This window comes from Nocardioides zeicaulis (assembly GCF_042432345.1).
In the GTDB taxonomy this organism is placed as follows: domain Bacteria; phylum Actinomycetota; class Actinomycetes; order Propionibacteriales; family Nocardioidaceae; genus Nocardioides; species Nocardioides zeicaulis.
Genome location: NZ_JBHLXH010000002.1, coordinates 661,670 through 675,919 on the forward strand (window position 1 = coordinate 661,670; position 14,250 = coordinate 675,919).

Consider the following 14,250-nt stretch of genomic DNA (forward strand, 5'->3'; position numbering starts at 1 on the left):
CCGGCGCCCGTCTTCTCACGGTGTCCGACCCGGCTTCCCCACCAGGTACGGCCACCTTCACCGAGCCCCTCAGACGAGGCGGCTCGCTGGTCCTCGTGCGCAACCCCGACCCCGGGCGCCTCGACTCCGTGTACGACGCGGAGCGGGCGACCGCGCGGGCGTGAGCGCGCGTCCCTCCTGACCTACCCGGCCAGGTCGTAGGCCCCCAGTCCCTCGCCGAGCACCCGGCGGTTGGAGACGCCGGACGAACGGCCCGCGTAGAGGTACACGGTGCCGGTGGCGCGGTCGCGGACCACGTAGTCGCCGGGGCCCTTGAGCTTCATGTCCTGGACCTCGATGACCCAGTCGAAGCCCGACAGGTCCGCGGGGAGCCCGGCCTGGGACGGCACGCTTCCCTTGACCGGGGCGGCCGCGGCGAAGCCGCTGCCGTTGCCCTGCCAGACCATGAGCTTGCCGCCCGCCGGGGTGCCGAGCAGGTCGGGCTTGCCGTCGCCGGTCACGTCGCCGACCGCGGAGAGGCCGCTGATGCCGGCCCAGCCGCCGCCGAGCGAGCGGCCGGGGGCCAGGCCGCCCGCGCCGTTGCCGGAGTAGAGGTACAGCTGGCCGTCGGTGCCGCGGGCCAGGACGTCGCCGCGACCGTCGCCGTCGACGTCACCGGCGTTGAGGAGCAGGTCGGTGCCGGCGAAGGAGACGCCCGTGTCGATCGGTGCGCCGAGCTCGAACGTGTCGCGGTTGCCCACGACGACCAGCTGCTCGCCCGCCACGCCGACCAGGTCCGCACCGGGGCCGCCGACCAGGTTCGCCGCGGTGATCCAGCGCATCGTCTTGAGGTTCGCCGCCGGACCGCGGGGGGCCCCGTAGGAGCCGTCGCCGCGACCGGGCAGGAGGACCATCTTGCCCTTGCCGGTGCGTCCGACCAGGTCGGGACGGCCGTCGCCGTTGAAGTCGCCGGCCACGAGCCGGTCGTAGGCACCCCATGAGCCCACCACCGGCGTGGGGGCTGCGAACCGCCCGGTGCCGTATCCGCGCTGCAGCAGGACCCGGTTCTTCGTGCGCAGGACGAGGTCGGGGCGGCCGTCGCCGTCGACGTCGCCGGCGCCGACGAGCTGCCGGTAGTTGCCGTAGCCCTTGCGGGTCGCCATCCGCTTGAAGCCGCCCTTCGACGTGCCGAGCAGGGCCACGAGGCGGCCCTTGTGGCGACCGACGAGGTCGTTGCGACCGTCGCCGTCGAGGTCTCCGACGGCGGTGAGCAGGGAGTATCCGCGCAGCGAGAGCTTGTGGACGGTGCTGCCGAACTTGCCGTTGACCTTGCCGGCGCGGATCCGCGTGACGCCCGAGCGGTCCACCGTGACCAGGTCGGCGACGCCGTCACCGGTGAGGTCGGGCGAGACCAGCACGTCGGCGCGCTGGTCCCATCCGGACCTGCCCACGACGATGCGCTGCTGGAACGAGGTGAGGCCGCCCGTCGGGATGACGAGCCCGCGGCCGTCGGAGGCGCGGCGCACCACCAGGTCGGGGTACGGCGAGGCGTCGAGGTTGTTCTGCGGGTTCGGCGCCGAGACCGCGACCGGGGCCGGAGTGGTGGGGGCGGGCGGGGTGCCCGTGCCCTGGGCGGCCTGGGTGGCATACGTGCGGATCAGCGGGATCTGGGCGTAGAGGTACTTGCCCGGGCAGGCCGTGGCCGCCGTGGGGCTGTCCCGGTGACCGTTGATGGCCGCCATCGTGGAGGGCCCGACCTTCTGCGACATCGAGGCGGGGTCGACGCCGGCGAGAGAGAGCTTCCAGGCGAACAGCTGGCCGTAGGCCCGCAGCATCGCGTCGCTCGGCGCCTGCACGTCGTAGTTGCCGATCGCGGACATCGCGAAGGCGTAGTCGTTGTAGTTGAGCGTGTGGGCGCCGACCACCGGCTTGTCGATGCCGCCGTAGCGGCCCTCCCAGATCCGGCCGAACCGGTCGACGAGGAAGTTGTAGCCGATGTCGCTCCAGCCGCGGGACTTCACGTGGTAGGCGTAGATGCTCCGGATGATCGCCGGGACCTGCGCCTCGGTGTAGTCGTTGGCGTTGACCGTGTGGTGCACGAAGCCGGCGCTGATGGTGCCGTAGCGCAGCGAGCCCTTGTTGCGGATGCTCTCGTCGGCGCCCCACTGGGCGCGCGAGTAGATGGTGGGCTGCGCGACGGCCTTCGCGGCCCTGGCGCTGGTGCTGGCCGACTGCAGCGCGATGCCGGAGCCGCCGCCCTCGAGCGCGCCCTCCTCGGCGTACTGCTGCTCGTAGGCGGTGGTGCCCGACGCGTCGGACCCGGTGGCGTCCGGCTGGTCGTCCGGCGTCTCGGTCTCGCTCCCCTTCGCCGAGCCCGGGTCGACGAGGGCGAGGGACAGGTCGTCGGGCAGCGAGGTGCCCTCGGTGCGCGCCTGCACCTGCACGTCGTCGACCTCGCCGACGAACATCGGCTCGGTGCCCGGTCGCGCGGAGGCGGCCTCGGCGCTGCCCGGGTCGGGACCGTGCTCGTCGTGGTACTCCAGGTCCTCCCAGGCGCTCCACTCGTCACCGATGCGGGTCCGCACGCGCAGGCTGATCTGGTCGTCGTCGAGGTCCTCGCCGTGCTTCCAGGTCACGCCGATGGCGGCGAAGCCGGTGACGGCCTGCGGCTTGCTCACCACGCGGGCGTCGGTGGCCCCGCCGGCAACCGTACGCCCCTGGAGGCCGGCGAACCCGCCGGTGGCCTGCGTCAGCGGCACCTCGGTCACGTGGGGGGTGACGGCTCCGGTCGGCACGGTGGCCGAGGTCAGCTCGGCGGGGGCCAGCCGACCGCCGGTGGCGCCGCCGGCCGAGCCGTGGTCACCGACGATGTCGAGCGAGACCACGCCGGAGGCGGGGGTCAGCACGACGAGCACGACGCCGAGCGCGAGGACCTGCTGGCAGAACGTGACGAGACGAGCCTGGAGAGGGCGCATGAGAAGAACCTGTTCCTGTGTGGGGGAAGGTCACACAAGGCAGAAGTTCACACCAGTCACACCAGTCACGGAAGAGGTTCCGAGTAACTACAACGGTGTAATTTCCAGTCGACACGCCGTCACATGGGTGTAATTCTGAACGATTCTCGTGGCCGCACTCCCCCGACACGCCGCGAGCGGTGCGTGAGGGGGGTTCCGGAGGTCCGGAACCCCCCTCACGCACCGCTCGGCGGTACGACGGGCGGGGCGCCTCAGATGTCGCTGGCGAGGGCCTCGTCGCGCTGGTCGACGTCGTCCTCGTCGTCGCCGTCCTCGTCACCGTCGTAGTGCAGGAACTTGATCGCCTCGTCGACGTCGCCGTCGAAGCCGACCCGGCCCTTCTCCAGCACGATCGCGCGGTCGCACATCTTCTGCACCGACCCGGCCGAGTGCGAGACGTAGAACATCGTGATGCCCGACTCGCGGATCTCCTTCATCCGCTTGAGGCACTTGCGCTTGAACGGCCGGTCCCCCACCGCGAGCACCTCGTCGGCGATGAAGATGTCGCAGTCGACGTGGACCGCCACGGCGAAGCCGAGACGGGCGAACTGGCCCGAGGAGTAGTTGCCGACCGGCATGTCGAGCTGGCGCCCCACGTCGGCGAAGGCGGCGATGTCGTCGAACTTGGAGTCGATCTCGTCCTTCGTCATGCCGAGCATGGCGGCGTTCATGTAGATGTTGTCGCGACCCGACAGCTCGTTGTGGAAGCCGGCGCCGGTGGCGATGAGGCCCGAGATCCGCCCGCGGGTGAGCACCTGTCCCTCGTCGGGCACCATCACGCCGCTGACGAGCTTGAGCAGGGTGGACTTGCCCGAGCCGTTGAGCCCCATCAGGCCGATGGACTCGCCCTGCTTCACCTCGAAGGAGACCCCGTCGAGGGCCTTGAAGGTGTCGCTGGGCGCCGGCCGGTCCTCCTCGCCGGGCAGGTGCTTGCGCCGGTCGGGGCGCAGCATCTGCTTGAGGGTGCGGTTGTACTGGTAGCGGAACGTCTTGGAGACGTTGTCCACCACGATCGAGGTCGTCATCAGAGGCGCTCCGTGATCGACTTCTCGAGGCGGGCGAAGACCAGCTGGCCGACGACGAGCAGCACCATGCCGACCGCGAGCATCACGAAGCCGCGGGTGTAGAGGTGGTCGGCGAACTCCGGCGCCGGGATCGAGGCGGTGTTGGTCGCGTTGGGCATCACCGCGCAGGGCCCGTCGCAGGTCGGGTACCAGAAGCCGCGCTGGATCAGCTGCACGGCCTCCGCCACCGGGTTGGCGAGGTAGAGCTCGTGCCAGAACCCGCCGCCGAACCGGTCGTAGCTGATCCAGTACGGGTACATCATCGGCGCGGTGAACGGCACCATGTTGATGAACGTCTGCACGATGCGCTGGAAGTCGCGGAACAGCACGTTGATGCACGAGAACATCAGGCCGAAGGCCGTGCCGTAGACCATCATCAGCAGGAAGCCGAGCAGGGCGGCCCCCATGCCGACGGCGTCGGGCACCCACAGCGGGCCGTCGCCCCAGTAGCCCACGGCCAGGCAGGCCGCGACCAGGATCACCAGCTGCGGGATCGCGTGCCACAGCGAGACCAGCATCGAGGCGACGGGGAACATCTCGCGCGGCATCGCCATCTTGGTGATGACGCCGCGGTTCGACAGCAGCGAGCGGGTGCCCGCGGTGACCGACTCGGTGAAGTAGTTGACCAGCACCATCCCCGAGAACAGGTGGATGGCGAAGTTCTGGATCCCGAGCCCGCGCCCGAGCAGCAGGCCGAAGACGAGGTAGAACGTCAGGAACCGCGTGAACGGGTTGATGTAGGACCACAGCAGGCCGAACGCCGTGCCGGCGTAGCGGGCCTGGATCTCGCGCCGGACCAGCAGGCGCAGCAGGTAGCGCCGGCGGAACACCTCGAGCACGCCCGAGGTGCGCGACGGCGGCGACAGCGGCACGTGCGCCAGGTCGTGGCGCACCTCGACCTGGTCGCCCGCGGTCGTGGTGGTCACCTGCGCTCCTCGGCGTCCGTCCAGGGCGCGAACGTCTTCTCCCACGCCTCCGGCGAGGTGATCTCGGCCAGGGCGTCGCGGTACTGCTGGGCCAGCTGCGGCCACTCGCGGTGGAAGCGGCGGTGGATGTCGAGCGTGCGCTTGAGCAGGTCGCGGTAGTGGGCGGGGTCGCGCTGGTAGAGCGCGACCGACGTGCCGTCGTTCATCGACACCACGGCGGAGTCGTACTTCACCAGGTTGTACCAGGAGGCGTCCATCGCGGGCAGCTCGGTCTCGGGGTACTGCTCGGCCATCGGGCGCACCGGGCGCAGCTGGCGCAGGGGCGCGAGCGCGGCCGCCACGAGCGTGGCCTTGCGACCCGGGATCTCGATGTCGGACTTGCCCTTCTTCGGCGGCTTCTTGCGGCGCACCTCGGGCAGGTCGTCCCGGTCGGCGTGCAGCTGCGCGTCGGACCACTGCTTGCGGAAGGCGTTGATCTCCGGGAGCTTGGTGGCCAGCTCGCCGTGCAGGGCGTGCGGACCGCGCAGCACGTCCTCCATCGCGAGGTGGCGCAGCTCGGCGGTGGAGTACTGCAGCGACGCGAGGTGCTTGATCTGGTGGTTGAGGCTCTCGCGCACCATGCGGCCGCCGCGCTCGTAGGGCGAGTGCAGCAGCGCGGCGATGATGCGGTTGCGGTGGTGGAAGTACGACTGCCAGTCGAGGCCGTCGTTCTTGTCGGTCCACGGGATGTGCCAGACCGCGGCGCCCGGGAAGGACACCGTCGGGTAGCCCGCCTGCTTGGCGCGCAGGCCGAACTCGGAGTCGTCCCACTTGATGAAGACCGGCAGCGAGAGCCCGACCTCCTCAAGCACCACCCGCGGGATCAGGCACATGAACCAGCCGTTGAAGTCGACGTCGGCGCGCTTGTGCAGCCAGCGCGAGGAGCGCAGGTTGCGGGCGCCGAAGTCCCACTGGGAGTAGCCGTCGAGCCGGGTCTGCCACCAGAAGCGCCACGGCTGGACGATCTCGCCGAAGGAGTGGAGCTGGGCACGGCTGTAGAGGTTGAACATGTGGCCGCCGACGATGGTCGGCCGCTTGGCCAGGTCGCCGAAGGTGACGGCGCGGATGATGCCCTCGGGCTCGCAGACGACGTCGTCGTCCATCATCATCGCGTAGGTCGCGGTGCCCTTGCGGACGCTCTCGAGCTGGCCGCGGGCGTACCCGCCGGAGCCGCCGAGGTTGCCCTGCACGATGACCCGCAGCTTGTCGCCGAGGCCCGCCTTCGCGGCCGGGAAGTACTCGCTCTCGGTGACCTTGTCCTTGCCCTGGTCCATCACCATGACGGTGTCGAGGTAGGGCTGGAGCTCCTCGGTGTCGCCGAGCTGGCCGAGCAGCCGGGCGCTCATGTCGGGCAGCATCGTGGTGATGCAGACGTCGACCGTGCCGTGCTCGGCCCGGTCGGCGGGGACCTCCGCGGTCCAGCGCGCCCCGTCGACGGTCGCGCCGTCGTCGCCGGCGACGACGTCGTACCAGTACCAGCCGCCGTCGACGAAGGGCTTGAGGTCGAGCGCGAACGTGAACGAGCCGCTGTCGCCCTCGACGGTCGCCGCGTCCACCCGCTGGGAGTGCCCGCGGGCCATCGACTTGTAGACCGTGACGACCGAGCCGGGACCGGTGACGTCGACGGTCAGCTCGACCGCGTCGACGACGGTGTGCCGGCGCCAGTAGGAGGCGGGGAAGGCGTTGAAGTAGGTGCCGAACGACAGCAGCTGCGAGGGCTCGAGCCGCAGCGCGGTGCGCGAGCGGATCTGGTCGGGGTGCAGCTTCCTGCCCGTCGAGGTCGACTGGCGGATGGCGGCGTTGTTGAGGTCCTTGGCGGCCTTGTCGCCACCGACGTCGTGCCGGTCGGTGTCGAGCTTGGCCTCCTCCAGGTCGACGTAGAGGGGGAAGACGTCCGTGTCGCGGTCGAGCGGCAGGATCTGCCGCTGCAGCAGCCGGGTGACGGTGCCGGTGGCGGTGTCGGTGCCGGCCGGGGTGGTGGCGGGGGTGGTGCTCATGCCTCGATGCCTCCGCTCTTGAGCTCGGCACCCTCGGTGAAGTGGGGCTTGAGCTTGTTGTCGAACATCGACAGCGCGGCGCCGATCGCCATGTGCATGTCGAGGTACTGGTAGGTGCCGAGGCGGCCGCCGAAGAGGACCATCGGCTCGGCCTGGGCCAGCTCGCGGTACTTCAGCAGCTTGGCGCGGTCCTCGGCGGTGTTGACCGGGTAGTAGGGCTCGTCGCCCTCCTCGGCGAAGCGGCTGTACTCGTGGACGATGACGCTCTTGCCGGGCAGGTGCGTCTTCTCCCGCTCGGGGTGGAAGTGCTTGAACTCGATGATCCGGGTGTAGGGCACGTCCTGGTCGTTGTAGTTGACCACGCCGGTGCCCTGGAAGTCGTCGGTCTCCACGACGCTCTCCTCGAGGTCGACCGTGCGCCACGACAGCCGGCCCTCCGAGCTGCCGAAGTACTCGTCGACGGGACCGGTGTAGACGATCGGGACCTTGCCCTTGTAGTTTTCGGCGACGTCGAAGAAGTCGGTCTCGAGGCGGACCTCGATGTTGGGGTGGTCGGCCATCCGGGTCAGCCACGCGGTGTAGCCGTCGACCGGCAGGCCCTCGTGGGTGTCGCTGAACCAGCCGTTCTGGAACGTGTAGCGCACCGGGAGCCGGGTGATGATGTCCGCGCTCAGCTCGGTGGGGTCGGTCTGCCACTGCTTGGCGGTGTAGCCCTTGATGAACGCCTCGTAGAGCGGGCGCCCGATCAGGCTGATCGCCTTCTCCTCGAGGTTGGTCGCGGAGGCCGTGTCGAACTCCGAGGCCTGCTCGGCGATCAGCGCGCGCGCCTCGTCGGGCGTGTGCGACCGGCCGAAGAACTGGTTGATCAGCGCCAGGTTGAGCGGGAGCGAGTAGACCTGCCCCTGGTACTTGCCGAACACCTTGTGGCGGTAGTCGGTGAACGCGGTGAAGCGGTTCGCGTACTCCCAGACCCGCTCGTTGGAGGTGTGGAAGAGGTGGGCGCCGTACTTGTGCACCTCGACGCCGGTCTCGGGGTCGCGCTCGCTGTAGGCGTTGCCGCCGAGGTGGTGGCGACGCTCGAGGACCAGCACGCGCAGTCCGAGCTCCTCGGCGCAGCGCTCCGCGACCGTGAGGCCGAAGAGGCCGGAGCCGACGATGACGATGTCGGGGTGGGACAAGGGATTGACTCCTGTGGGTGAGGGGCTGTGCGAGTCTACCGAGGCGGACGGGCCTCGTCGGCGAGGCGCCGCATGCCCCGCGCCGACGCCATGGCGCGGATCACGTTGCGTGCCTCGGCGCGCCCGCCGCGCAGCGGGCTGAGCGCGACGACGGCCAGGGTGATCAGCCACGGCTTGAGGCGGACCAGGGCGTTCTCCCCGTGGCGCAGGTGCACCACGAAGAGGTTGCGGTACATGTAGAACCCCTTCCAGCCCGAGAGGTCGTGCTGCTGGTTGAAGTCGAGCTGGCGCACCAGGACGGCGTCGCGGACCGCCCAGATCCGGCGGCCGGCGCGGCGGGCGCGCACGGCGTACTCGGCGTCGTCGTAGAAGATGAAGAACGTCGGGTCGGGGAAGCCGATCTCGGTGACCACCGAGCGGCGGGCCATGAACCCCTCGAAGGCGACGTTCTGCACCTCGACCATCGCGGGCATGGAGGCGCGGTCGGCCCAGACGGTGTCGACCGCCGAGCGCTTGGGCTTGATCGCGAGCGGGTTGCGCAGGTCGAAGTCGACCGCGGCCTTCTCCACCAGAGCGCCGGAGAGGTCCTCGCGCACCGAGGTCAGGCAGTCCTCGTCGACCGCCATCAGGGCGGCGAGGCAGCCGGGCGCGGGCACCACGTCGTCGTCGACGAGCCAGACCCGGTCCCAGCCGCCGTCGTAGGCCGCGCGCATGCCGAGGTGGAAGCCGCCGGCGCCGCCGAGGTTGGACTCCGTGGTGATGACCTGGAGCGGCAGGTCGGTGCGGGCGGCCAGCACGTCGGCGGTGTGGTCGGTGCTGAGGTTGTCGACCACGACGACGGCGTCCGGCGCCCGGGTCTGCGCGGCCAGGCCGTCGAGCAGCCGGGCGAGCAGGTCGGCGCGGTTGTACGTCACCACGACCACGGCGACGCTCTCCACGTCGTTCTCGGTGGTCGAGGTGCGAGCGGAGCGAGCCTCGAAGCTCACGCGAGGTACCTCCGGTGCCCCTCGAAGTCGCCGGCGATCCCGGCGCGCATCGCCCGGACGCTGAGCCGCAGCCGCGACAGGCTCGGACGGGTGAAGGTGTAGAACCACGCGGTCTTCACCACGAAGGCCAGGGCGTGCAGGGGGCCGCGGTAGTCGCGCAGGTTGACCAGGTTGTTGCGGGCCATGCAGTAGTGCTTGAGGTCGCTGGGCGAGTCGTTGTAGGTGGTGCGCCCGAACATCATGGGCGTCCCGAGGTTGCCGACGCTGGGGTGGCGCACGGTCGCGGTCACGACGGTCGCCACGTGTGCGCCGGCCTCCTCGGCGCGCAGCCGGTACTCGTGGTCGTCGCCCCAGATGAAGAACTCCTCGCGCGGCAGGCCGATCCGGTCGACGAGCTCCTTGGTCACGAGCACGCCGTTGAACGGGATCACGATGCCGTCGATGCGGTCGTCCCTCGCCGCGCGCCGTACGTCGTCGACGGCGTGCACCACCCGGGTGCTGCCGGGCAGGCGGATCGGGAAGACCAGCCGGCCGGGGTCGGCCTCGTCGACGACGAGCGGGCCCCAGAAGTCGAGGTGGTCGGTCTCGACCAGGAGGCGGTCCAGGCAGTCGACGTCGGGCAGGCCGTCGTCGTCCATCAGCCAGACCAGGTCGGCCTCGCGGTCGATGGCCCAGGCCAGGCCGTCGTGGAAGCCGCCGGCGCCGCCGCGGTTGGTGCTGAGCGTGCGCCCGCGCAGCGGGGTCTCGCCGGTGACCGACCGGCTGGCCAGCCACTCCCCCGTGCCGTCGGAGGAGGCGTTGTCGACCACCAGGACCTCGGCCAGCGCCTCCACCTCGCCGAGCCGGTCCACGAGCGTGCGGAGCAGGTCGAGGCGGTTGAAGGTGACCACGACCGCGACGATGCGGGGCAGCGGTCCGATGGTCACGGCGTACACCCTAGGGCCGCCCCGCGGGCGCCCCGCAAAGCCCGGGTCAGCACACCGCCCCGAGGTCCTCCGACTCGTTGGCGGCGTAGCCACCGGACAGCGAGCCGACCGACCCGCCGGTGACCGGCTCGGGCGTCTGCGGGGCCGCGGGCGGCGTGGTGGCCGGCGGGTCCGACGAGGTGCCGGTCGTGGGCGCCGACTCCGTGGAGGCGGTGTCCGTCGCGGCGTCGCTCCCGGCGTCCGTCGCGGCGTCGTTTGCGGCGTCGGTCGCCGGGGCTGCCTCCGCGGTGCGCTCCGGCGTACGTCCCTCGGCGCGGGCGATGGCGTCGGCCACCTTCTGCTGGACCAGCGCGATGTCGGGGTGGGCGGTGTCGATCATCGGGGGCACCAGCGACAGCGTCGCGATCTTCTGCCCCTTGGCCTTCAGCGCGAGGTCGACGAAGCGGTCGACCTCCCCGCGCGGGATGTCGGTGGAGACCATCGCCGAGCTCGCCTTGGCGATCTTCTGGAAGTTGCGGACCGCCGTCTGCGGGCTGACCTGGTCGAGCATCGCGTTCATCACGCACTTCTGGCGGGCCATGCGGGAGTAGTCGTCGGAGTCGTGGCGCGCCCGGGCGAACCACAGCGTGTCCATGCCGTCGAGGACCCGCTTGCCGGGCTCGATGTAGCGGAAGAAGGAGTCGGTCGGCAGGCCGACCGGGATCCGCTGGCGGACGTTGAGCTCGACCCCGCCGACGGCGTCGACGAGCTCGCGGAACCCCTGGAGGTTGACCATGGCCCAGTAGTTCATCTTCAGCCCGGTGATCCCCTCGACGCCCTGGATGGTCGCGTCGATGCCGGGGTTCTTCGAGCCCTCGAACAGCTCGGCGTGGTCGAGCGCCCAGGTGGACAGGCCGTTCAGGTACATGCCCTCGAGGTCGAAGCCGTCCGGGAACTGCTGGTCCATGACCGAGCCCTCGGGGAACGGGAAGTTCTGCATGTTGCGCGGCAGCGAGATCAGCACCGTCTTGCCGGTCTCGGCGTCGATGCTCGCGACCGTCATCGAGTCGGGCCGCAGGCCCCAGCGGCCGGCGCCGGAGTCGCCGCCCATGAGCAGCACGTTGTAGCGGCCGTGGTGGGCGCCGACGGCGTCGCCGTCGCCGAACATGGAGATCACGAAGTCGCGCTGCACGCCGACCACGTGGGCGCCGAAGAGCAGCGCGCCGGCGACGCTGAAGCACAGGAAGCCGTTGATGCCCACGACCGCGAGGCGGTGCTGGCGCTGGAGGGTCAGCGGCTGGCCGAGGCGCCAGGCGTCCACGAACAGGAAGGCCCACGCCACGGCGAGCGCCATCAGGCCCAGGCGCACGACCAGGAGCAGCGTGGGGTTGAACCCGGCCCAGAAGGCGACACCGTGCCAGAACCAGGACACGACCGCGGTCACGACGACGAGCACCAGCAGGCCGATCCACGTGCGCAGCGCGATCTTCCCGACGCGGCGGTTGCCCGCGACCAGCTGCGCCGATCCGGGCAGCACGAGGGTCATCAGCATCAGCGTCAGCGCACGGCGGAACCGCACGCGCTGGGCGCGGTGGAACGTGGTGAACCGCGGCTGGGGCGACCCTGGGGGCGGGACGGGCAGCATCGGGGGCCTCTCTTGCTGGGGGAAGTCAGCCCGCTCAGTATCACCAGTCACACCCGTCCCACCCGGTCACGACGCGCCGGGAGGCCTCAGACGAGGTGGGCGGGTCCCATCCCCTCGGCGTCGAGCGCGCGGACGAGGTCGTCGTCGGGGGCGCGGTCGAGGTAGACCAGCCGTACGGCGTCGGGGTCGGGGTTGCCGGCGTCCGGTCCGCGCCACACCAGGCGCAGGCCGAGCCGCTCGGCCGTGCGGCGCGAGGCGACGTTGTGCTCGAGGAGGTAGGCCAGCACCGGTCGCGCGGGCTCCACGTCGTGCGCGGCCGCGAGGGCCGCCTGCCCCATCTCGGTGGCGTACCCGCGCCCGAGCACGCGCTGGTCGAAGCGGTAGTAGAGGTTCCACCAGCCACGGCCCGTCACGTCGGCCGCGACCGCCTCGTCAGGGAGCGAGCACCCGCCGCGCCCGACGACCGGGCCGCCCTCGGCGTCGCGCACCGACCAGTACGCGAGCCCGTCGCGCGTGAAGCGGACCCGGCTCGCCTCGACCATCACCGCACCCGCGGCCGGGTCGGTGACGACGCCAGTGGGCAGGTGGCGCCAGGACGCGGGGTCGGCGTGGAGGGCGAACAGGTCCGCGGCGTCCGCGGCGACCGGCTCGTCGAGCAGCAGGCGCTCGGTGCGGACGTGGCGGTGGTCGCTCACTCCTCGCGGCCCCGGTCGATCTCGGCCTTGCGGGCCAGTCGGTGCGCCCGCCGGATCTCCGCCTCGCGCTGGCGGCGCACGTCGGACGGCGTCTCGGTCTCCAGCGGCGGCACCCGCCGCGGGCGGCCCTCCTCGTCGATGGCCACGAAGACGAAGTAGGCGCTCGCCACGTGGAGCGGCGCGTCGGCCGCGTCGCCCCACGGCTGCGCCTCGACCCGCACGCCGATCTCCATCGACGACGTGCCGGCCCAGTTGACCTGGGAGTAGGTCGTGATGATGTCGCCCACGTGCACCGGCTCGAGGAACGTCATCTCGTCCATGGCGGCCGTCACCGCCGGACCGCCGCTGTGGCGGTAGGCCACCGCACCCGCCGTGGAGTCGGCCAGCTTCATGATGTCGCCGCCGTGGACGTTGCCGAGCAGGTTGGCCTCGGTGGCCGAGGCGATGATCCCGAGGCTCACCTTGCTGTAGGACGTGGGGCGGGCTCGTGTCACGACGAGCACGGTAGCGTCCCTCCTCATGGCAGACCGTCCCAAGGGCTCCGGCGTCCCCGAGGAGGGGACCCCCGAGTACGACTGGCTCTACGGCCGCTCCTCTTCCTCTTCCTCGTCGTCCTCGGCGTCTTCCTCGGCGTCTTCCTCGGCGTCCTCGGCCTCCGACGCCACCCGGCAGGTGCCCGCCGCCCCGCGCCCCGACGAGACCCGCGTGATGCCCGCCGCCCGGCGCGACGCCCGCGGTCCCGGCGGATCGGGTGGGTCGGGCGGGTCGGGCGGGAGCGGTCGTCCGCCGTCGCGGCCCCAGCCCACCCCCGCCGGCGGCTCGCGTCCGCGCCGCCGCCGGCTCCCCCGCCTCGGCCTGCGCCTGGTGCCGCTGCTGCTCCTGCTCGTCGTGGTCTACCTCGTCGGCGTGCCGCTGTGGTTCTACGGCAAGATCGACCGGGTCGACGCCGAGCCGGGTGGTGACCGCCCGGCCGACCAGCCCGGCACCAACTACCTCATCGTCGGCTCCGACAAGGCCGACGACCTGACGCCCGCACAGCGCAAGGTGCTGCAGACCGGCGAGCGCGGCGGCACCAACACCGACACGATCATCGTGCTCCACACCGGCGCCGGTGGCCGCACGATGATGTCGATCCCGCGCGACACCCTCACCGAGGTGCCGGGCCACGGCACCCAGATGATCAACGCCGCCTTCGCCATCGACGGCGCGCCGCTGCTGGTCGCGAGCGTCGAGAAGCTCACCGGGATCCACATCGACCACTACGTCGAGCTCGGCTTCGGCTCGGTGATCAACACCGTCGACGCCTTCGGCGGCGTCGAGGTCTGCCCCAAGCAGGACATGGTCGACCCGCAGGCGCGCCTGGACATCAAGAAGGGCTGCCAGCAGGTCGACGGCCTCACCGCCCTGGCGTACAGCCGCTCGCGGCACGTCACGGCGCTCAGCGACCTCGACCGGGTGGCCCGCCAGCGCGAGGTGATCAGCGCCCTGGGCAGCGAGGCGAAGACGCCGTGGACCTTCGTGAACCCGGTGCGCTACTGGAAGCTCAACAAGGCTGCCTCAGCCGCGATCCGCATCGACGAGGGCATGGGCCCGCTCGACCTGGGGCGGTTCGCCCTGGCGATGACCGGCACGAGCCAGACCTGCACCATGCCCAACCTCAACGCGCCCAGCGACCCCAACCGGATCATCCCCGACCCCGACCGCGCGCCCGCGCTGTTCGAGGCGATCATCAAGGACCGCACCGTGCCGAAGAAGGCCTGCACCCCCACGGGTCGCGTCACCAGCTGACGCTCGGCTCGTCGTGGGGCCTGCCTCTTGAACC

Annotated in this window: 11 protein-coding genes and 1 pseudogene; 2 read left to right on the top strand and 10 right to left on the bottom strand. The window is 71.2% G+C overall.

Annotated features, from left to right (window positions below; translation table 11 throughout):
• Window positions 1-164, top strand: a pseudogene (locus tag ACFFJG_RS17795) (TIGR03089 family protein); the annotation flags it as partial.
• Window positions 165-182: 18 nt separating this feature from the next.
• Here ACFFJG_RS17795 and ACFFJG_RS17800 read toward each other — a convergent pair.
• From ACFFJG_RS17800 to ACFFJG_RS17845, 10 genes are all read right to left on the bottom strand, one after another.
• Window positions 183-2,954, bottom strand: coding sequence for an FG-GAP-like repeat-containing protein (locus tag ACFFJG_RS17800; protein ID WP_378520114.1), 2,772 nt, complete (start codon window positions 2,952-2,954; stop codon window positions 183-185).
• Window positions 2,955-3,205: 251 nt separating this feature from the next.
• Window positions 3,206-4,018, bottom strand: a complete 813-nt coding sequence (locus ACFFJG_RS17805) for an ABC transporter ATP-binding protein (protein ID WP_378520115.1) — start codon at window positions 4,016-4,018, stop codon at window positions 3,206-3,208.
• A complete protein-coding gene (locus ACFFJG_RS17810) occupies window positions 4,018-4,983 on the bottom strand; it encodes an ABC transporter permease (protein WP_378520116.1) in 966 nt (321 codons plus the stop codon). The genes ACFFJG_RS17805 and ACFFJG_RS17810 overlap by 1 nt, the downstream gene beginning before the upstream one ends.
• Complete coding sequence (locus ACFFJG_RS17815; protein WP_378520117.1) at window positions 4,980-7,019, bottom strand: glycosyltransferase; 2,040 nt, start codon at window positions 7,017-7,019, stop codon at window positions 4,980-4,982. Before ACFFJG_RS17815 ends, ACFFJG_RS17810 begins: the two co-directional genes overlap by 4 nt.
• Window positions 7,016-8,197: a UDP-galactopyranose mutase gene (gene glf, locus ACFFJG_RS17820; protein WP_378520118.1), complete on the bottom strand. Its 1,182-nt coding sequence runs from the start codon at window positions 8,195-8,197 to the stop codon at window positions 7,016-7,018. Before glf ends, ACFFJG_RS17815 begins: the two co-directional genes overlap by 4 nt.
• A gap of 35 nt (window positions 8,198-8,232) precedes the next feature.
• The gene (locus tag ACFFJG_RS17825; RefSeq protein ID WP_378520119.1) at window positions 8,233-9,183 is read right to left on the bottom strand and encodes a glycosyltransferase family 2 protein; all 951 of its coding nucleotides are present in this window, start codon (window positions 9,181-9,183) and stop codon (window positions 8,233-8,235) included.
• Entirely contained in the window at window positions 9,180-10,109 is a 930-nt protein-coding gene (locus tag ACFFJG_RS17830; RefSeq protein WP_378520120.1) for a glycosyltransferase family 2 protein, read from the bottom strand. Before ACFFJG_RS17830 ends, ACFFJG_RS17825 begins: the two co-directional genes overlap by 4 nt.
• Window positions 10,110-10,155: 46 nt before the next feature.
• Window positions 10,156-11,733: an LCP family protein gene (locus ACFFJG_RS17835; protein ID WP_378520121.1), complete on the bottom strand. Its 1,578-nt coding sequence runs from the start codon at window positions 11,731-11,733 to the stop codon at window positions 10,156-10,158.
• An 86-nt stretch (window positions 11,734-11,819) separates the two neighbouring features.
• Entirely contained in the window at window positions 11,820-12,428 is a 609-nt protein-coding gene (locus tag ACFFJG_RS17840; RefSeq protein WP_378520122.1) for a GNAT family N-acetyltransferase, read from the bottom strand.
• Entirely contained in the window at window positions 12,425-12,922 is a 498-nt protein-coding gene (locus ACFFJG_RS17845) for an acyl-CoA thioesterase (RefSeq protein WP_378520123.1), read from the bottom strand. The genes ACFFJG_RS17840 and ACFFJG_RS17845 overlap by 4 nt, the downstream gene beginning before the upstream one ends.
• 25 nt (window positions 12,923-12,947) lie before the next feature.
• On the opposite strand from ACFFJG_RS17845, the gene ACFFJG_RS17850 reads away from it, so the two are divergent.
• Window positions 12,948-14,216, top strand: coding sequence for an LCP family protein (locus tag ACFFJG_RS17850; protein ID WP_378520124.1), 1,269 nt, complete (start codon window positions 12,948-12,950; stop codon window positions 14,214-14,216).
• Window positions 14,217-14,250 lie beyond the last annotated feature (34 nt).

Bases quoted from the DNA above. Each gene is read 5' to 3' on its own strand.
- ACFFJG_RS17835 (WP_378520121.1), bottom strand. From the start codon at position 11,733: ATGCTGCCCGTCCCGCCCCCAGGGTCGCCCCAGCCGCGGTTCACCACG.
- ACFFJG_RS17815 (WP_378520117.1), bottom strand. From the start codon at position 7,019: ATGAGCACCACCCCCGCCACCACCCCGGCCGGCACCGACACCGCCACC.
- ACFFJG_RS17850 (WP_378520124.1), top strand. From the start codon at position 12,948: ATGGCAGACCGTCCCAAGGGCTCCGGCGTCCCCGAGGAGGGGACCCCC.
- ACFFJG_RS17805 (WP_378520115.1), bottom strand. From the start codon at position 4,018: ATGACGACCTCGATCGTGGTGGACAACGTCTCCAAGACGTTCCGCTAC.
- ACFFJG_RS17800 (WP_378520114.1), bottom strand. From the start codon at position 2,954: ATGCGCCCTCTCCAGGCTCGTCTCGTCACGTTCTGCCAGCAGGTCCTC.